Genomic DNA, 18700 nt, shown 5'->3' with positions numbered 1-18700 from the left:
GATGACTTTTTTAGGCATAAGTCTTGAGGATTGGACTGCAATCATTGGTATTGCGGGAACGTTTCTGACAATTCTAATTCGGGGATTTAAGTGGGCGTTTCATAGTGCTTACTTGGAAGAAAGCGAGGAGAACAAGAAGACTTTTGACCGCTTAACTGACACGGTGAGTACATTGAATCGCACAGTAGAAAGTCTGCGGGATGACCTATCGAAAAACAATAGTGTCCTTAATGAACACGAAAAACGATTGATTGTATTGGAGACAAAAGAGGGCATTTATGACGACGTAAAGGTCAGAAAGGGTGATTATGATGATGAATGAGATTACACAAATCGTGGTTGCGGTGGCAGGCATTCTAACGCCTGCCCTTTGTTTATGGGTCGCAAATTTGGTTAAGAAATATATTCCAACAAAGCCCTTGCTTCAAGCGCTAGAACAGTTTGCTAAGGACGCCGTAGTGCTGGCAGAAAAGGCTGGCGCTCCGGATAAAATGCAGTATGCCGAGGTTATGCTCCAAGATATGCTAGTACGGGCAGGGTTTGATAAACAGGACACCGACTTATTACGGGGGTGTCTGGAACACGCCTACTGTGAGCTGAAAGAAGATATTGAGCGGGTTTACAGCACGCCCAAGATTAAACCAGCCGAACCGTCCGGAGGTGAGGATTAATGAAACATAAACGCCTATTAGCGTCCGTCCTGGTGGCCGGCGCTTTTTTGTTAGCACAAAGTCCAAATAGTGTGAGTGCGAACCGCTCACAAGGGGTCGATTTAGCCCGGTATCAGGGTTATACGGCGCAGTTTGGGCGAGCTGATGATGAGTTCGCTATTTGCCAGATTGGTGGGTATCAGGGTGGACTGTACTTACAGAACACCTACAATTCGCAGGTGGCGACCACGATTGCGCAAGGTAAACGGGCACATACGTATATCTGGTACCAAGTTGGCGGTAATGCGGGCTTAGGACGGCAGGTGGTTGATTACTTTCTGCCTCGGGTGCAAACACCGAAAGGGTCAATCATTGCGTTGGACTACGAAGCCGGGGCTGGTTGGAACGTGGAAGCGAACACGGACGCCATTATCGCAGGTATGAATAAGATTAAGCAGGCGGGCTACACGCCGGTTTACTACTCATATAAACCATATACGGTAGCGCACGTAGACGTTAACCGTATTGTGCAAGCATTCGGTAACCAGTCTGTCTGGATAGCAGCGTATCCGTGTCCGGGGAGTGCTTCGCCGAACTACAACTACTTTCCGTCCATGAACGGGGTCAGCATTTGGCAGTTTGATGATAACTACAACCGCCAGGGTATTGACGGTGACGTGGACTTAACCGGTATTACGCATAACGGTTACCACGGTAACAATCAGCCAAAGCACGAAACCCCAGTAATTAAGCAGGGACAACAGGCTGACAAGACCCCGAAACGGGAGATTAAACCGGGCTATACGGTTAAGGTCAACTTCTCCGCTGACTGCTGGGCAACCGGGCAACGTATTCCGAACTGGGTAAAAGGCAAGGCTTACGCGGTACAGGAAGTCCGAGGTAACCGGGTCTTATTGTCTGGCATTATGAGTTGGATCAGTAGAAATGACGTGGAGATATTACAGACTGCCCACCAAGCACGGACGGAAAACGCCACTCCAGTTAGCGGGACGTATGTAGTCCAAGTTGGTGACACGTTAAGCGGGATTGCCAGCCGGTACGGCATAACGTGGCAGGCGTTAGCTAGTCTGAACCACCTGTCGAACCCGAATTACATCTATGTTGGGCAACGGTTGAAGTTACGTGGTGGTACAGCTGGGGGACACAGCTACGTCGTGCGTCCGGGCGACAATCTCTCCACGATTGCCAGCCGGTTAGGGACATCCGTTTCGCATTTATCTTCATTAAATAGTATTCGGAACGTGAACCTGATTTATCCGGGTGAAAAATTGAATTACTAGCAATCAGCCTTCCGCATTCGTGCGGGGGCTTTTTGTGTATAGTATAGACATATGTAATAATGTAGTTACTGGGAGTTAAGCTCCACTTATTAAGACGACCCCAAGCTGTATGGCTGGGGTCGTTTTGTACATATCAGTCAAAAATAGCGTATAATAAAAACACCCCCGCCGGGCTAATAGCCGTTCGAGAACGGAGTTACCCAACGGGGAGCGACCAAAAGGTCTTTCAATAGACTTATACCTAGCACGCTGATTAGACGTGTCCCTTTCTATAACATCTACTACTGGTTAGGTAGCTTTTAAATTATACCACCAGCTAATTGAATTTGGTGGTTAATGTGTTATTATGTAGGTGTTAATAGACTTATACCGACCTTTCTTGGGTCTGCAAGCTGATTACTTGCGAGATGTGAGGGTGGTATCTCACAAGGGCGGGGCTGTGGTTAAGCACAACGCCCATACATATAACGACTTCCTACTGTGGTGGTGGGAAGTCGTTTTTGTTATACATATAGAAGTGACGTAAAGAAAGTAAAAGACAATAAAAAAGACCGTTTTTGGCGGCTTAACGGTCAAAAAACGGTCATACAGCCTACAAATACCTACATATAAGTAAAGTATAGGTTCTTGCAAGGGAACTTTCCCGCCGTTATGAATACCGGCGGCGTATTTGCGGTTTGTTGGCTTATCCGTGTGGCTTATTAGTAATGCTGTTGAGTATTATCGGTGCGGTACATTGGTGGTTAATGCCAATGCTTCACCAGTTTGTTCCACCGCGGCAATCTTCAACGCTTGATTGGACATTGGTAGTTCGAATAATTATGGGAGCTATTTTGTGCAGCGGCGGGGTATATTGCAGTCGGATAGTTATCTGGTGGTGGCGCCAGCGTTCATTAAACCGCCATATTTGGTACAGCCAGTTACCGATCATTGGTCGCTTTTATCGGTACTACTGTGCGTACATTATTAGTTTTAATCTAGGTCAGTTATTAGTAAGCGGACTTGAACTTGCGCAGGTTGGTGAATTGTTGTTACGGTTTCCCTCAGGTAGTGTTCTTTATCAGCTTGGAGCAGAGTTTACCCAGACAATGATGGTGGGAAAGGCGATTAGGAATTTTACTGAACAAATCCCTTTTATCCCCGATGAAATTGCGACCTTTTTTGAGCGGGGTCAGGCAACAAGAACAACCGGACAAGCGCTTTTGATGTTTGCTGATGTAAGTTATCGTCGATTTGTGCAGGCGCTTGACCGCTTATTAACGTGGATTCAGCCGCTTTTCTTTATTGTGATTGCGGTGTTGATTATTGGAACTTACGTGGCAATTTTAGTTCCACTATATTCGAGTATTGGGAGGATAAATTGATGTTTAAAAAACGGGTACCGGCGTTTACGCTGATTGAAATGACGGTTGTTCTTTTTATCATTAGCCTATTGATTTTAATCGTGCTACCCAATTTAAGTGCGCAACGGAAAGGAGCTAATAAGGTAAATAATCATGCTTTGCAAACGGAGCTTAATACTCAAGCGCAGCTTTATATGCAGGCCCACAATATTGATAATCCCCGCAACGTTCACCTGAAAGAACTGCAGGATGAGCATTATTTATCAGCGGCGCAGGTGAAAAAAATTAATGCGGAAGGGTTAAAGATTGATGGGACGACGGAGTAAACCGGGATTTACGTTAATTGAGACGACCATTGTTCTTCTAATTGTCACTATACTTGCGGGAATGGTTACTGTAGGGCCGGGAAAACGGTGGCAGGCTGCCTGGCAGGAACGGTGGTTTTTTAAACGGTTTAATGCTATCTGGATTGAGACTGTGACTAATCCCCGGTTGCTTCAGACGAACAAAACAGTCGTCTTTACGAAAAATCAAGTGCGGTTTATCGTTGATCAACATGAGTGCCACGTAATCGCTGTCCCAGCATCACTGCACCTGTTGCGGTATCAGGTGGTGAAAGTTGCACCCAGCGGAAGCGTAACGCCAGTAACGGTATGCTATCAAAGCCCGTCAAATAGGTGCAATAAGGTGCTTGTTTTTCAATTAGGATATGGAGGGCAATATAAGTATGAGGAAATTCAACGGTAAGCAAAGTAATGGTTTCTTATTAGTTGAGGCCGTTACTGGATTAGTATTGCTGGGAGTAACGCTTGAGATTACTGCGTTTTTTGGTAGTGCTCTTTTGCATGAAACCCGGCAAGCATACGGAGAGCTTCATCGCGCCCAATTGATGGATGAGCGGGTTCACCACATCGATGTCCACCAACAGCGGCGGATAGTGATAACAGATCGGAGCGGGAAAAATGAGATTACGTGGTAGCGCGGCCTTTACGTTGGTAGAAACGATAATTACCCTGCTAGTTGTTGCGGTGATCGGAACGAGTGCGGGGGTTACTATTCGTTGGTTAGGGACTCAGGAACGGTTTTTGCAACCAACGGTTCTTACATGGCATTCTTTTTGCCGTTTATTAACCGATGATCGGTTTCGCTTTAAGGTCGATCGGGTTATGACTCACGAACTGCATTTAATCAGTTTAGAAGATCACCAGCGCTATGATTTTGAATGGCGCGGGAATGAAATTCGAATGTATCGTTTGGGGCATGGTTATATGCCAATTTTACGAAATGTGACGGCGTTTAAAACCGTTGCACATCCGCCTATTATTCAACTGGACGCAATGGTTGATCACCGTCATTATCAAGCAACATTGTATATGAGGGAGTAAGAAATGCGGGGATTTACGTTTTATTTTAGTATGGTTGCGATCATTACCGTGACGGGGGTTTTATTGGGATTAACGATAATTGACCGGGGAATAATTATGGGGATGAAAGAACAGACCAATTACTACATTGCACGGGCGCTGGCAACGCTTGCTATTCGGCGAAAAGAAAATGGTAAGTTAGTAACTAATAGAGGAACAGTTGATGTTCAGAATAATGTCGTTACTGTGCGGCTTCGAGAAGGGCCGGTAATTCAGTTTAAGCGTTAGGGAAGGGTGTGATAGAATAAGCGGTAGTTATCTTATTTGAAATGGAGCTGGGCTTAAGTGGCGCTTGAAGACGTAAAGAAAGAATACGCGAAGATTGTTGCGGTGGTAAAAACGTTGCAGGATACGCTAGATATTTCGTACTTTGACGCGCTAATTGAAACAGCTGACAATCTGGCGGCCGGTGAGGTGCACGTTGAAGATGGTCAGCCAAGCGAAGAGGTTCAGCATCAGTTGCTTGAACGGTATCAGAAAATTCATTTAGATTCCTTTTCACGGGATGAAGCCCGGCAGTTACTTCAATTGTTAATTTTAAATGCGTACCGTGAGGAACGAGTTCAGGCTAACCACCAGATGACGCCAGACACGGTTGGAATTCTGGTGGAGTACGTGATTGAAAAAATTATTCCTCATAAAGATTTGCAAATTCTTGATATTGCTGTTGGAACGGGTAATTTGTTAATGACCGTTGTTAACCGTCTTCAAACTGTAAGTGATCACCAGATAACTGCATACGGGGTTGATAACGATGATACACAATTAGCACTTGCCGGCGTGATGGCGGAGTGGGGACAAGCACCCGTTGAACTGATTCATCAGGATGCGATTAGCCAGTTGATGGTTCCACAAACTGACCTAGTAATTGGTGACCTTCCCGTTGGGTATTATCCGATCGATGAACGGACGGCTACGTACGAAACAAGGGAGTCTGCAGGGCATTCCTATGTTCATTATTTAATGATCGAGCAGGCGCTCCGTAATCTTGTTCCGGGTGGATGGGGTGTTTTTATTGTTCCCGTCAATTTGTTTAGTGACGAACATGCGCAACGTCTTTTGGAGTATATCAAGGAAGTTGGGTATCTTCAGGGAATGTTGGGGTTACCCGCTGATTTATTCCAAACAGAGGTTGCCCGGAAGGCGGTCTTGATTATTCAAAAGCAGGGAGGAAATGCTAAGCAAGCCCCCCAGATTCTTTTAGGTGATTTTCCCTCCTTTAAGGATAAGGAAGAATTTCATAAATTTTTGAACAGCATTACGCAGTGGGAACGACAATCCTTTACGAAATAGTAAAGAGGGAGATCTAAAGTGAAAAACACCGAAAAAAAAGAACGGCGAGCCGCTCAAATTGCAAAGAAGAATGAGCGCATTAAGGAACAGGCCAGTGAGCTTATTATGCAAAGTGATACGCGAATGTTGATTGACGGTCGTCCTTACGAATTGGTTAAAAATTATAGAGATGGTTTTCAGGTTGAAAAGCTCCAGGAACGTTTTAGTCATGTTTTAACGAAATATGACTACATTGTTGGTGACTGGGGATACGATCAGCTCCGGCTACGGGGATTCTATCGTCACGGGAGTAAATTCGGATCGTCCACGCAGAGTATTGATTTGTTGGAGGATTACCTGACAGAGTATTGTAATTTTGGGTGTGCGTATTTCGTTCTTCATAACTTAGATGTTCAGGTTCCTAAAATGCCTCGGCATCGTCGACGGCAAGGGAGTAACATTCGGTGTCGTGTAAATAAGCGCCAGCCGTCAAAGGGCTATGCAATTCATCGTAGAGAAAAGTCAACGCCTTCATCTCCCCGGAATGGTTCTCGTCCGGAAAATGGAAGGCGACACTTTACTATTCAACAAAAAAAACATAAACGGGGTTAGGGATTAAGGATGAAACAGTATCGCGGTTTTTTAATTGATTTAGATGGAACTATTTATCGTGGGGCGGAACCAATTCCTGCTGGGAAACGATTTATTGAACGTCTTCAAGATAATCATATTCCGTTTTTACTCTTAACTAATAATAGTACGCGAACCCCGCAGATGGTGGTTGACCACTTAGAGCATAATTTTGGAATCCACGTTACCACAGATAATGTGTATACATCCGCAATGGCAACGGCTGATTATTTGGCGAACCAACAAGCTAGCGAACCGCCAACGGTTTACCCAATTGGTGAACGGGGGTTAAAAGAGGCACTTTTTCAGCAAGGGTTTAAGTACGATGAAATTCACCCGGATTACGTTGTTGTTGGATTAGACCGGGATGTCACTTACCATAAGTTTACGGTTGCGACGCTTGCTGTTCGGCGGGGAGCACGGTTAATTGGGACGAATGCTGATAGTAATTTGCCGAGTGAATGGGGAATGATTCCAAGTGCTGGTCCCCTGGTAACTTTCATGGAGTACGCAACGCAAACAAAGGCGCAGTATATTGGAAAACCAGAACCACAAATTATGGACGTAGCGGTAAAACGACTTGGATGTCCGCGTGAAGCGTTGGCTATTGTTGGTGATAACTACATGACTGATATTAAAGCAGGAATTAACGCTCAGGTTGACCAAATTCTTGTTTACACTGGTCTCTCTACCCCAGAATTAGTTGCAGCCCAACCCGTTGCTCCAACGTGGGAAGTTCAGTCGTTGGATGAGGTTCCCGTTAACTCCCATGCTTAAGGTGCGGTTAACAAGTTGGGGCTGGTGGACCGTTATCTTTGCCACGCTGGTTTGTGGAACAGTAACCATAACGATTAACTGCTTTCCGCTGTACGAATGGTTTGTCTATAATCATCACCTAGGAGCGCAGGTTGGGTGGCCTGCTAGGCGGGTAATGATATATTACCTGCAGTTATTGGAGTTTCTTCAGATTCCAGGAGTTCATTTAGGACGCAGCCTCCCCATTACGGCTAAAGCAATGTTTCATCTTCATCAGGTGAAGGTCTTTATGATGATTAATAACTGTTTTACCTGTGGTTTAATTCCCGTAGCTTGGATTGGCTGGCGTCATCTTAGGGCTCGTCGGGAGCGGTGGTTATTACTACGCCCATTGGCATGGACTGCTTTAGGATTAATTATGGTGATGGGTTGGATGTGCCTTGATTTTAATTCCTTTTTTATTACCTTTCACCAGATCCTTTTCCAAAACAATGATTGGCTATTTAATCCAAAAACGGATCCCGTCATCAAACTTCTTCCAGAATCGTTCTTTGCTGCAAGTTTTGGGGTGGTGGTTGGATTAATTGGAGTTGAGATGGCCATGATATGGTGGATCTGCTGGAAAGAATTATGGAATGATGAGGCGAGTGGTTTAGGATAATAACCGGAAAAATGCAGGCAACTAACTGGCAATATGGTATGATATTGAAGGAAAATGGTTCGGTCTTGTAACCAGCTATTAATCTGCGCCGGAAGAAAATTCACGGCAAAGAGGAATGACGATATGCCAAGGATTATTGTGACACTTTTGATAACAGCGTTAATTGCAACGCTTTTAACACCGTTAGTTCGGAAAATCGCGCAGCGGATTGGTGCGTTGGACCGCCCGAATGCTCGGCGGGTTAACCAGGTTCCCATGCCGACAATGGGTGGATTAGCAATTTTTATTGCGTTTACTGTTGCTAATTTTTGTTTGTTGCGGGATCAATATCCCGGGCGCCAGCTAACCTGGTTGTTTGTTGCAGAGTGCGTAATTATTATTACGGGAATGCTCGATGATCTTTTTGAGCTCCGTCCGTTTCAAAAATTAATTGGAATAACGATTGCGGCTGTAATAACGTATTGTGCAGGAATTCGGATGGCAATGGTTACCTTACCGTTTACCGGAGAAGTGCATCTGCACTGGTTGAGTTTGCCAGCAACATTAGTTTGGATTATTGCAATCACTAATGCCCTTAATCTAATTGACGGGCTAGACGGCTTGGCTACCGGGGTGGCATGCATTGCATTGACGACAAGTGCGCTGATTGGTTACTTTTTTCTGGGGACGGCTAATATCTTTGTTTCGATTATGATGTTGGTGTTAGTTGCGGCAATGCTGGGCTTCTTGCCGTACAATTTTTATCCAGCTAAGATTTACTTGGGTGATACCGGATCGCTGTTTATCGGGTTTATGATTGCTGTTTTCTCACTTTATGGGTTGAAGAACGCCACAATCATTTCAGTGATTATTCCCGTGATTATTTTGGGGGTGCCTATCACTGATACGGTGTCGGCGATTCTCCGTCGGGCGCTCAACAAAAAGCCCATTATGCAGGCGGATAAACATCATCTTCATCACCGTTTAATGGCCATGGGTTTATCCCACCGGCAAACAGTGCTGGTAATTTACGGGATTGCTTTAATCTTTTCGTTGATTTCGTTGCTATACGCACTGTCTAGTTTTTGGGGAGCGCTAATTTTAACGGTAGCCGTTTTACTAGGGGTGGAATTGTTCGTCGAAGCAATCGGACTTGTTGGTAGTCACCGGCAACCATTGTTAGACTTGATTCGGATTATTGTCTTGCGGGAAGAGCCGCAGGATGGTCGGCGCCATTAATGATAGGGACAATAAAAAAGCTGGGACATGGTGATATGTCTCAGCTTTTTACGATGTCTTGTTTTACATAGCACTAAACAATTGTCGTTCCGTGAACCTGGCTTATTTTAAGGGCGGTAACTAGTTTTTCGTAGTTATCACGGGTAACACCACCGCCTGGCATAATTACAATTCGTTCGGCGGCATAGTCGATTAGCTGGCGGAGGTGGTCAAGATTGGCTGTAATTGGATTTGATGCAGCTCCCCCGTGAGTTAAAATTCGGTCGAATCCCCGGTTAACCAGGTAATCGATTGTTTGTTTTTGTTGCGGCCATGCTAGTTCATCGAAAGCCATGTGCATGACTAGTTGCATTCCTCCAGCAGCTGCACTTAATTGGTCCATTACCTCAACGTCAAGTGTTTTTTGGGGGGTGAGAGCGCCAAAAGCAACGGCATCAATTCCAAGGGCTTGAGCCTCAAAAATATCTGCCTCCATTATTTTGACTTCAGTGTCAGTATAAATAAAATTTCCTCCGCGTGGCCGAATCATTGCAGTTACTGGGATATGAAACTCAGCAGCATATTTATGGGTTTCTGCCATTACCCCCTTACTTGGAGTAGTTCCACCAACGGCGAGGTTGTCACAGAGTTCAATTCGCCGGGCGCCGTTTTGAATGACGGTCGGAACGGCCGTAAAGTTTTCAACGCATGCTTCCTTAATAATCATAATTGTCTCTCCATTTCTAGTTGATTAATGGTTAACGGGATGCGCAAATGAGACACAGATGGCCTCTGGAGTAGCAATTCCTTGTTGGATAATGGTTAATTTTCCGGTTTGCTGATCCCGGGCATAAAGGGTGCCGCTATCGCTTTTTTGGTTAACCGCAAGAACAAAATGCTCTGTAGGGTCAAGCGCAAAGTCTCGTGGAAAGTCGCCTGCCGTACTTATTTGTTGGATAAGGTTTAGGGTTTTATTTTGGGTAGCGAAGACGGCAATCGTGTTATAACCCCGGTTTGAAACGTATACAAACCGACCGTCTGTGCTTACCCGAACGGCTGCACAACCGTTATATTTTGTCCAGTCGGTCGGGATTGTGGGAACAGTTTGTTCAATCCGGAAAAGACCGGTGAGGGGCTCGTATTGTAGGCGAGAAATCTGACTACTTAGTTCGCCAACAACGTAGGCCGTGTTTGAATGGGGGACGAATGTAAGGTGCCGCGGGCCGTAACCGGCCGGGAAATGAACAACTGCTTGAACACTAAGCTCTCCGTGGCTGGTGACGTTATACGTTGTTAACGTATCGCTTCCGAGGTCAATCGCAAAAAGGCGTTTGTCTGGGGTAAGCCCACACATGTGAACGTGAGCGCTCTTCTGTTCTGGCCGGGGACCACTTCCTGTGTGCTGGATGGTAACGCCCCGACTTAACGTATGATCAGGATTTAGCCGGTAGCTCGTGATTGTTCCTTTATGATAATTGGCGGCAAAGGCCAGTTGTCGGTCATTATCAATGCACACGTGGCACGGGTTAGGACCGTCGTCTAGCACCCGATTGTTTAACCGGTGGCGGTTCATCGCGTAACTTAATACGCCGCCTTGGCCCCACTGGGAAGCAATGCTAATTAACTGGCCATCAGGCGTTTGTTGTAAATAGGTAGGGTTTTCGACCTCGAGGTATAGTTGCGGTTCATCCACTTGCCCCGTGATGGTGTCAAGGGTTCCGGCGTAAATTCCTTGGCTGGTTTTTTTGGTATACGTTCCAAGTAAAAAGTGCTCTTTCATTCCATTACCCTCCGTATAATTACTCTGTTTTAGTATATCATTTCACCCACAGAAGCGAAGGTGCAGTGTGGTAAAATGAGAGCTGAATTGATAGGAGTGACGGATGATGAAAGCTGTAGTTAAAGAAATTGGATCCGATGCGCTTCAACAGGGTGATCCATTTTTGGTCTTATTCGAAGAAGACGCGGCGCCCATGCTCCGGCAGGTAGCGGTTCTTCAGCAATTTATTGACCGAACACCGGTAACCTTACAGGCAGGAAAGCAGATTATGATTGGCGATCAGGAGTACACGATAACTTTTATTGGTCCGGTTGCAAATGAGAACTTAATAACGATCGGGCACACTGTTTTGGTTTTTGATGACGTACCAGCAGAGCCGCGGCATAACGGAATTTACCTTACACCTAAGCGGATACCCCGAATTGAACCGGGAATGACCATCACTTACGGGGAGGAATAGTAGTGGCTAAGCAAAAAAAACTTAAAAAAACAAACGAGGAACGGTATTTAGACCAACATGGGATTGTGTATACCGAGAAGAACTTTGACTGGGTTGGTCGGGGGCAGGCGGCCCTGGATGATGCAGCTGCTGTGGGAGTGGCTGCTAAGAGTATTCTAAAAACGATTGTGTTGCAAGCTAACAATGATCCGCACGACTACCTGGTTGTTTGTTTACCGGTTGAAGATGAAATTGATTTGAAGACCGTTGCCCGGGAACTAGGGAAAAAACAGCTTCATTTAGCTGATGCGAAGCGGCTAGTTAACATTACGGGATACGTTCATGGAGCCAATACACCGATCGGAATTCATGCGAATAAGGGATTTCCAATTTACTTCGACGAACGAATTCGGGAGTTTTCAGAAATTTCTGTATCGGCTGGAAAGCTTGGCCGGTCTGTTCGGGTGAACAGGGCGGCATTGGTTAATTTGGTGGAAGGCCAGTATATCCATGTTATTCACGGATAAGGGTTGTGTTCTAGAAGTTAACGTGTTAGATTAAGAATGCATTTAGCAATTATTTAATTGGGTTGTTGCTAATCATTAACGTAGCCGTTCGCCGTGCCCACACCGAATGGTTACGCTTTTTTTATGGATGAAAGAGGAATGGATTATGACTAACCATATTGTGTTATTTGAACCGCTGATGCCTGCTAATACCGGAAACATTGCCCGAACCTGCGCGGGAACTAATACGGTCTTGCACCTCATTAAACCGTTAGGGTTTTCGACAGATGATAAGTATCTTAAGCGGGCAGGGTTAGACTATTGGGATAAGGTTAGGATTGTGTACCACGATAACTTACCCGCATTTATGGGAACGTTAACGGGGGCCGAAGACCTTCATATTGTTTCTAAGTTTGCGCTGCATGATTATGCTAGCGTTAATTATAACCGCCCAGAACGTGATCAGTATTTCCTGTTTGGAAAGGAAACAACGGGATTGCCTGAGCCGTTTATGCGTCAACATCCTGCCGAATGTATTCGGATTCCTCAAAATGATGAACATATTCGGGCGTTGAACTTATCCAATACCGCGGCAATTATTATCTATGAGGCGCTCCGGCAGCAGGCTTTTCCGCATCTTGAGCGGGTTCACCGGTACGAAAACGATAAATTAAAGTAGGGAGGGACACCATGGCACGGAAGCAAACAACTCCCCAGAAGAAATCAGCTTCCCGGAAAAAGAGGGCTAAAAAGGCTTCTCAACAAGTAAGCGCCCGTTCTTTGCGGGTTAGCGGGGTAGTGGTGACATTAGTGGCCGCTCTTGGCCTTTTTAAGCTTGGCTTTATTGGAACATTAATTGATAACGTTGTTCGGCTTGTTTGGGGTGATGCCTACCAACTGGGAAATATCTTGGGGCTTATTTTGGGGGCCTTTTTATTAGTTACTGCTAAGTGGCCTAAGATAACAGCGCGGTATGGAGGCGGTGGAGCTCTCGTTTACTTCGGGGTAATGCTCTTTTTAACCATTCATACCACTACGGCCCTGGGAGCGCATAGCCACTTTATTCGGATTACGTGGAACACAATTGTCAACGATCTGCTCGGAGAAAGTGTTGCCAGTTCGGTTGGGGGCGGACTAATCGGAGCAGTGGCATATACCGGGACGTTTTTCCTAGTTGCCCAACCAGGGAGTTATTTGGTGGCTGGGTTGGCAGTAATTATTGGTTTGTGCGTTCTTAGCGGGGTAACCGTTCAGGAAATGATTGATGGAATGGGACGAATTATGCAAGCCGGGTTACAGCATTGCGGTATGTGGGGCCACCAGTTAATGGCAACGTTGCGGGAACGTCGGGCAAGCCAGCAGACCGCTAAGGAGCAAAAGCCCGCTTGTGTGACCCCAACGGCTTCTCCGAAGCAAGATGATGTCGAACAGTTCCCGCAGTCGGTGGCTGACCGTACGGGGAACAGCGTTAAGGAAAGTACACTTAATACGCAGGTGGCAAACTGGAGTGACCAATCCCCCGCCCCCCAAAAGTCTGCTGCTCAATCAGTTGAGATTTCAGCAACCAAGGCAAATCCTAACTACCAGTTACCGCCAATCAGCCTGTTGCAAGATGTCGCCCCAACCGATCAGAGCAAGGACAGGGAAATTATTGCTAAGAATCAACAGGTTTTGCAGCAGACCCTGACAAGCTTTGGGGTGGATGCGGAGATTAAGAATACCATTCTTGGCCCGGCGGTAACGAAGTACGAACTGCACCCCGCGATTGGGGTAAAGGTCAGTAAGATTGTGAACTTAGCGGACGATCTCGCATTAGCGCTGGCAGCCAAGGATATTCGAATTGAGGCCCCCATCCCTGGAAAAGCTTTAATTGGAATTGAAGTGCCTAACCAACAGGTAGCGACGGTTGCGTTTAAGGATATTATTTCTGCCCAGCGAAAGGATCCAAAGAAACCCCTGGAAGTTCCGTTAGGACGGGATGTATCGGGGAACCTAGTGACAGCTGATTTAGCGAAGATGCCCCACCTCTTGATTTCTGGTTCAACTGGAAGCGGAAAATCGGTCGCAATTAACGGCATAATTACGAGTCTCCTAATGAAGTGCCCTCCGGATCAAGTTAAGTTAATGCTGGTGGACCCCAAAAAAGTTGAACTAGCGGTGTATAACGGGATTCCTCACCTGTTGACGCCCGTGGTGACTAACCCGAAAAAGGCGGCAATGGCCCTTAATAAAATGGTTAAGGAAATGGAGCGGCGGTACGATCTATTCGAAGATACTGGTCAACGAAACATCGCTGACTATAACGCGATGGTTGCGCGTCAGAACGCAGATCAAGGGACCGAAGAGCCGACCTTGCCGTACGTTGTTGTAATCGTTGATGAGTTATCTGACTTAATGATGGTTGCTTCGGATGCGGTTGAAGGCGCGATTATTCGACTTGCACAAAAAGCGCGAGCTGCCGGGATCCACATGATTTTAGCGACGCAGCGGCCGTCTGTCGATGTTATTACTGGGTTAATCAAGGCCAATGTTCCGTCCCGAATGGCCTTTGCGGTGGCGTCAGGAACGGACTCACGGACAATTCTGGATGTGACGGGTGCAGAAAAGCTATTAGGCCGTGGTGATATGTTGTTCAAGCCAATTGATGCGAATAAACCTGTTCGGGTTCAAGGAGCATTTATTTCGAGGCAGGACGTTGAAAATGTGGTTAACTTTGTCAAGCAGCAACAGGAAGCAGAGTACGATGAAGCGTTAAATATTTCAGATGAGGATATCGCGGATTCTCAGCCGACTGAATCAGGGGAGGACGCTTTGTTTGATCAGGTAGTTGATCTTCTTCGCCACGAACAGCGGTGCAGCGTATCGATGTTACAGCGGCGGTTTAAGATTGGGTACAATCGGGCGGCCCGAATTGTTGATGAGTTAGAAAAGAAGGGAATTGTTGGTCCCCAGGATGGGAGCAAACCCCGACAGGTTTTTTTGCCAAAAGATGAATAGCGTTCGTAACATGTAGTGGAGATTAAGTAAATCTCCACTACATGTTGTTTAATAACGGTGGTGTGCATGATAGAAATTATAAATAAGGATTAAATGAAGGGTGAATTAAATATTTGATGCATTCGTTATGATGATTTTTACATCAGCCCAGCGGATGGTCCTCAGGTAAATTACTATTTGTGGTGAAGTGCCTTAGGGGGCTAGTTGATACCCTTAGCGGAGGAATTGGACCGGTTTAAAAAGTCAGGTAGGAAATTAACGGGGATGAGACGATTGGGGGAATAATGATTATTCACGAATGGTTGGTTGGGAGGCTGGTACCCTGAAGTTAACCAGTGAGAAATAGGGGAGCGGCCGTTTTAGTTCTAGAGTGTTCGGTGTATAATTATCCCGCGAATTAATACGGAAGGAGGCGCAGGTATGCGCCGAAGGTTAACAACGGGGGTTCACCTGATGGTTCTCCCTACCAGTCAGTTTAAAACTATCCGGGTGATGGTTTCATTTGCAACGAAGATTATCAGTCCGGAACAGCTTGCTCAGCGGGCCCTCCTAGCAAACATTTTGGAGGTTAGCAGCATGCGGTATCCAACTCAACGGGCGGTTGCGCGGGCGCTGGCGGAGTTGTATGGGGCAAATTTTGGCACGACCGTGGTGCGGAAGGGGACCCGGCATGTGATTAACTTTATTTTAACCATTCCGGCTCCTCAATTTATTCCGGAGCATCCGGCTCTTCTGACTGCTGGCCTTGATTTTTTGCGGGAAATGATTTTTCATCCGTTATTACAACAGGGTCATTTTGAGGATGGCATGGTTGAACAGCAGCGACAGATATTGGATGACTACTTAACAGGAATGGTAGACGATAAGCAGACGCTTGCGGCCCAGCGATTGGCTGAAGAGTACTTTAATGACCCGGCGCAGCAGGTGGGCCCGCTAGGAGCGGTTACTGATGTGCGTATGCAAAATGCGATGACATTAGCGGTTGCCTACCAGCAAATGTTAACGGCAGATGAGGTCTTTATTGGTGTTACGGGTGCCGTGGATGAAGTGCCGGTAATTAATGCGGTGGCGGAGCGATTACCGTTTGATCCCCGGTGCCCCCTTGAGCGTGAAGTGACATATCATCAACCAGAACGGGCAATCGTTACTGATCGGGTGTTAAAATTACCTGTCAGTCAAGCTAAGTTTGACCTTGCATTCCGGTTACCAATAGCGTACGGGACGCCGGACTATTATGCTGCCGTGGTAATGAACGGCCTCTTTGGTGGAACGGCGTTATCGTATTTGTTTACAACTGTGCGTGAACAGGCCAGTCTAGCGTATTATGCTAACAGCACGTATGATGTGTTCCGCCAAACCGTAATTGTTGAAACGGGAATTGAAGCCAAAAACGTTACGGTGGTCCGGAATAAGGTGCTGACTCAGTTGCACCGGTTGCAAACGGGGGAGATTTCCTCCGCTCGGTTAGACCAAGTTAAGGCAACGTTGATTAACGATTATCGGGCTAACCTTGATTTACAGGGTACTCCGCTTAATAGGGAACTTACGCGTCAGTTGATAGGACAGTCAGTTAGTGTTGCCAAGGTAATACGACGGATAGAAGCTGTCACGAAGCAAGCCGTTATGCAGGCTGCCCGGAAGTGTCAGTTACAAGCGACAATATTATTGAAAGGGGCGACCGGGGATGCGCCAAATTAAGTACGATCAATTACATGAGACCCGGTATCAGTTAACGTTAGCCAATGGATTACGGGTTAACCTAATGTCGCGTGCTGGGTACCAAAGGAGTTATGCGTTACTAACGGTTAATTACGGTGGAATTGACACGGTCGTAACGTACCGGTCGGGAAAGCGGGTAACGTATCCGGTGGGGACTGCTCATTTTTTGGAACACAAAATGTTTGAAAAACGGGATCACGATGCGCTTGACCTCTTTGGAAAATACGGGGCGGATGCAAACGCCTTTACGAGTTACACCCAAACAAGTTATCTGTTTAGTACAACTACTCACTTAACGGAGTGCTTGCAAATTTTAATTGATTTTGTAACCAATCCGTACTTTTCAGCAAAAGGGGTGGCAAAGGAGCAGGGAATTATTGGGCAGGAGATTCAGATGTACCAGGATGATCCTGAATGGCGACTTCTGGCACAACTGGGACAAAATATGTATCCGCAAACAGCGTTAACTGCTGACGTAGCGGGGACTCAAGAATCGATTGCAGCAATAACGCCAGCAATGTTGTATGCATGTTGGGCAACGTTTTACCAGCCGGCGAACATGACGCTGTTTGTTACGGGCGGGTTTGACGTTCAACGAATTGCCACGTTTCTTCAGCAACTTCCGTTACCTGTCCGGCCGGCGCCGGCGTTTGTCCGGCAGCCTGTTTTATTGGCTTCTCCGGTGCGGTCAACAACGTTGCGGTTGGCGGTCACCCGGCCACGAATTGCGGTAGGATTACGGGGGACAACAGCATCTATTTCAGGAATTCCAGGATTACGGGCCCGCCTTGCCGGGCAAATTGGGCTGTACATGCTCTTTGGTGAAGAGACGACGTTTTATCAGCGACATTATGAAGCTGGCTTGCTGGATGATAGCTTTAGTGCCACCTATGAGTATGAACGGGGCTATCATTTCATGACAATTACGGGGGAAACACCCCGGCCACAGGAATTACGGCGGGTTATTTGCCACCAGCTTACTCAGGCATCGTCGTTATTGTTGAATGCAAACGGCGCATTTGCGCGGGCAAAGCGGGAGTATACGGGACGGTATCTTCAAGCAATTAATTCGCTTGAGGCGGTGGCTGATTCTGCGGCAGCGTTTCCGGGTGATGTGACGTTATTTGAAGCGTTTGGTGAATTGCAGCGGTTAACGCTAGCGGAAGTACGGGCGCAAATGAAAAACATGGTAAGCCAAAAACCGTGCGTAGTAATACTTTTACCGGGAGATGATTAATAATGAAGTGGGCGTTAGTTTGTGGGGCATCCGGTGATATTGGAACGGCCGTTGCGCGGCGGTTAGCGGCGCAGGGTTGGTCGTTGTATCTACATTATCATACGGGAAAAGAGCGAATAGCTTCCTTGATAACTGAGTTACAGACGCAATATTCACGTCAGGATTTTCTCCCCATTGGGGCTGATCTGAGCGCGTTAACCGCTGCGCCGACAATTGCCGAACAGTTATTTAGCTTAGATGCTGTTATTTTTTCTCAGGGAACCACCGAATACGGATTATTTCATGACAGTGATCCGCAACGGTTTGCTTCCATGTTAAAGGTTCAGCTGCAAACACCACTACGGCTGGTGCAGTTGGTTGAAGATAAATTAGCTCACAGTCAGGCCGGCCGAATTGTGTTTGTGGGTTCAGTCTACGGGGGAAGAGGAAGTGCAATGGAAGTGATGTACAGTACCATTAAGGGGGCGTTGAGTGCATTTGCACAGGCCTACAGTCAAGAGGTGGCAGCAACGGGGATTACCGTTAATGTCGTTGCTCCTGGGGCAGTGGATACGCGGATGAATGCAATGTTTGATGATGAAACGCGCGCGGCAGTAGCTGCCGAGGTGCCCGCTGGTCGGTTTGCAACTCCCCAGGAGATTGCGTACTGGATAACGGGGCTACTTCAGCCGGAAGCACAGTATATGACGGGGCAAACGCTTTATGTCACCGGAGGTTGGCTTAAGTAGAAACTGCGGTTTTAAACGGATGGAATGTGCTATACTGATGAGGAACTTGAAGTGGAAATC

Annotated in this window: 23 protein-coding genes; 21 read left to right on the top strand and 2 right to left on the bottom strand. The window is 46.6% G+C overall.

Annotated features, from left to right (window positions below; translation table 11 throughout):
• The first annotated feature begins 1 nt into the window (after nt 1).
• The 14 genes from ACI3EZ_RS02615 (at nt 2) to ACI3EZ_RS02550 (ending at nt 9255) form a co-directional block, all read left to right on the top strand.
• Nucleotides 2-322, top strand: a complete 321-nt coding sequence (locus ACI3EZ_RS02615) for a hypothetical protein (RefSeq protein WP_405025402.1) — start codon at nt 2-4, stop codon at nt 320-322.
• Nucleotides 315-671 carry a hypothetical protein gene (locus ACI3EZ_RS02610; RefSeq protein ID WP_405025401.1) on the top strand — a complete coding sequence of 119 codons (357 nt, stop codon included), beginning with the start codon at nt 315-317 and terminating at the stop codon, nt 669-671. The genes ACI3EZ_RS02615 and ACI3EZ_RS02610 overlap by 8 nt, the downstream gene beginning before the upstream one ends.
• A complete protein-coding gene (locus ACI3EZ_RS02605) occupies nt 671-1951 on the top strand; it encodes a LysM peptidoglycan-binding domain-containing protein (protein WP_405025400.1) in 1281 nt (426 codons plus the stop codon). Before ACI3EZ_RS02610 ends, ACI3EZ_RS02605 begins: the two co-directional genes overlap by 1 nt.
• Nucleotides 1952-2658: 707 nt before the next feature.
• Nucleotides 2659-3315 (top strand): type II secretion system F family protein, encoded by a 657-nt coding sequence (locus tag ACI3EZ_RS02600; protein WP_405025399.1) that lies wholly within the window; start codon nt 2659-2661, stop codon nt 3313-3315.
• Entirely contained in the window at nt 3315-3620 is a 306-nt protein-coding gene (locus ACI3EZ_RS02595) for a prepilin-type N-terminal cleavage/methylation domain-containing protein (RefSeq protein ID WP_405024814.1), read from the top strand. The genes ACI3EZ_RS02600 and ACI3EZ_RS02595 overlap by 1 nt, the downstream gene beginning before the upstream one ends.
• Nucleotides 3604-4041, top strand: coding sequence for a prepilin-type N-terminal cleavage/methylation domain-containing protein (locus ACI3EZ_RS02590; RefSeq protein ID WP_405024813.1), 438 nt, complete (start codon nt 3604-3606; stop codon nt 4039-4041). Before ACI3EZ_RS02595 ends, ACI3EZ_RS02590 begins: the two co-directional genes overlap by 17 nt.
• The gene (locus ACI3EZ_RS02585) at nt 4022-4273 is read left to right on the top strand and encodes a hypothetical protein (RefSeq protein WP_405024812.1); all 252 of its coding nucleotides are present in this window, start codon (nt 4022-4024) and stop codon (nt 4271-4273) included. Before ACI3EZ_RS02590 ends, ACI3EZ_RS02585 begins: the two co-directional genes overlap by 20 nt.
• Nucleotides 4257-4679 carry a hypothetical protein gene (locus ACI3EZ_RS02580; RefSeq protein WP_405024811.1) on the top strand — a complete coding sequence of 141 codons (423 nt, stop codon included), beginning with the start codon at nt 4257-4259 and terminating at the stop codon, nt 4677-4679. The genes ACI3EZ_RS02585 and ACI3EZ_RS02580 overlap by 17 nt, the downstream gene beginning before the upstream one ends.
• A gap of 3 nt (nt 4680-4682) precedes the next feature.
• On the top strand, nt 4683-4946 hold the full coding sequence (locus ACI3EZ_RS02575) for a hypothetical protein (RefSeq protein ID WP_405024810.1): 264 nt from the start codon (nt 4683-4685) through the stop codon (nt 4944-4946).
• Between the two features lie 57 nt (nt 4947-5003).
• Complete coding sequence (locus ACI3EZ_RS02570; RefSeq protein WP_405024809.1) at nt 5004-6011, top strand: class I SAM-dependent methyltransferase; 1008 nt, start codon at nt 5004-5006, stop codon at nt 6009-6011.
• 18 nt (nt 6012-6029) lie between these two features.
• Nucleotides 6030-6602 (top strand): YutD family protein, encoded by a 573-nt coding sequence (locus ACI3EZ_RS02565; protein ID WP_405025398.1) that lies wholly within the window; start codon nt 6030-6032, stop codon nt 6600-6602.
• Between the two features lie 9 nt (nt 6603-6611).
• Nucleotides 6612-7397 carry a TIGR01457 family HAD-type hydrolase gene (locus ACI3EZ_RS02560; protein ID WP_405024037.1) on the top strand — a complete coding sequence of 262 codons (786 nt, stop codon included), beginning with the start codon at nt 6612-6614 and terminating at the stop codon, nt 7395-7397.
• Nucleotides 7369-8037: a TIGR01906 family membrane protein gene (locus ACI3EZ_RS02555; protein ID WP_405024036.1), complete on the top strand. Its 669-nt coding sequence runs from the start codon at nt 7369-7371 to the stop codon at nt 8035-8037. The genes ACI3EZ_RS02560 and ACI3EZ_RS02555 overlap by 29 nt, the downstream gene beginning before the upstream one ends.
• A gap of 123 nt (nt 8038-8160) precedes the next feature.
• Nucleotides 8161-9255 carry a glycosyltransferase family 4 protein gene (locus ACI3EZ_RS02550; protein ID WP_405025397.1) on the top strand — a complete coding sequence of 365 codons (1095 nt, stop codon included), beginning with the start codon at nt 8161-8163 and terminating at the stop codon, nt 9253-9255.
• 73 nt (nt 9256-9328) lie between these two features.
• Here the strand turns inward: ACI3EZ_RS02550 and ACI3EZ_RS02545 are convergent, their stop codons facing one another.
• Both ACI3EZ_RS02545 and ACI3EZ_RS02540 read right to left on the bottom strand, forming a co-directional pair.
• Nucleotides 9329-9961: a copper homeostasis protein CutC gene (locus ACI3EZ_RS02545; protein ID WP_405024034.1), complete on the bottom strand. Its 633-nt coding sequence runs from the start codon at nt 9959-9961 to the stop codon at nt 9329-9331.
• Nucleotides 9962-9985: 24 nt separating this feature from the next.
• On the bottom strand, nt 9986-11014 hold the full coding sequence (locus ACI3EZ_RS02540) for a lactonase family protein (protein ID WP_405025396.1): 1029 nt from the start codon (nt 11012-11014) through the stop codon (nt 9986-9988).
• A 106-nt stretch (nt 11015-11120) separates the two neighbouring features.
• On the opposite strand from ACI3EZ_RS02540, the gene ACI3EZ_RS02535 reads away from it, so the two are divergent.
• The 7 genes from ACI3EZ_RS02535 to ymfI all read left to right on the top strand — a co-directional run bounded on the left by ACI3EZ_RS02535 (nt 11121) and on the right by ymfI (nt 18640).
• Nucleotides 11121-11474 carry a PTS glucitol/sorbitol transporter subunit IIA gene (locus tag ACI3EZ_RS02535; protein ID WP_405024032.1) on the top strand — a complete coding sequence of 118 codons (354 nt, stop codon included), beginning with the start codon at nt 11121-11123 and terminating at the stop codon, nt 11472-11474.
• 2 nt (nt 11475-11476) lie between these two features.
• Nucleotides 11477-11980: a YbaK/EbsC family protein gene (locus ACI3EZ_RS02530; protein ID WP_405024031.1), complete on the top strand. Its 504-nt coding sequence runs from the start codon at nt 11477-11479 to the stop codon at nt 11978-11980.
• A 145-nt stretch (nt 11981-12125) separates the two neighbouring features.
• Nucleotides 12126-12638: a tRNA (cytidine(34)-2'-O)-methyltransferase gene (locus ACI3EZ_RS02525; RefSeq protein WP_405024030.1), complete on the top strand. Its 513-nt coding sequence runs from the start codon at nt 12126-12128 to the stop codon at nt 12636-12638.
• An 11-nt stretch (nt 12639-12649) separates the two neighbouring features.
• On the top strand, nt 12650-14956 hold the full coding sequence (locus tag ACI3EZ_RS02520) for a DNA translocase FtsK (RefSeq protein WP_405025395.1): 2307 nt from the start codon (nt 12650-12652) through the stop codon (nt 14954-14956).
• A gap of 420 nt (nt 14957-15376) precedes the next feature.
• Nucleotides 15377-16654, top strand: coding sequence for an EF-P 5-aminopentanol modification-associated protein YfmF (yfmF, locus tag ACI3EZ_RS02515; protein WP_405025394.1), 1278 nt, complete (start codon nt 15377-15379; stop codon nt 16652-16654).
• Nucleotides 16641-17912 carry an EF-P 5-aminopentanol modification-associated protein YfmH gene (gene yfmH / locus ACI3EZ_RS02510; RefSeq protein WP_405025393.1) on the top strand — a complete coding sequence of 424 codons (1272 nt, stop codon included), beginning with the start codon at nt 16641-16643 and terminating at the stop codon, nt 17910-17912. Before yfmF ends, yfmH begins: the two co-directional genes overlap by 14 nt.
• A gap of 2 nt (nt 17913-17914) precedes the next feature.
• The gene (gene ymfI / locus ACI3EZ_RS02505; RefSeq protein WP_405024026.1) at nt 17915-18640 is read left to right on the top strand and encodes an elongation factor P 5-aminopentanone reductase; all 726 of its coding nucleotides are present in this window, start codon (nt 17915-17917) and stop codon (nt 18638-18640) included.
• Nucleotides 18641-18700: the final 60 nt, after the last annotated feature.

This window comes from Ligilactobacillus sp. LYQ60, assembly GCF_045033015.1.
In the GTDB taxonomy this organism is placed as follows: domain Bacteria; phylum Bacillota; class Bacilli; order Lactobacillales; family Lactobacillaceae; genus Ligilactobacillus.
The sequence above is the reverse complement of the archived record's forward strand: the minus strand, read 5'-3'. Positions and strand labels throughout refer to the sequence as shown.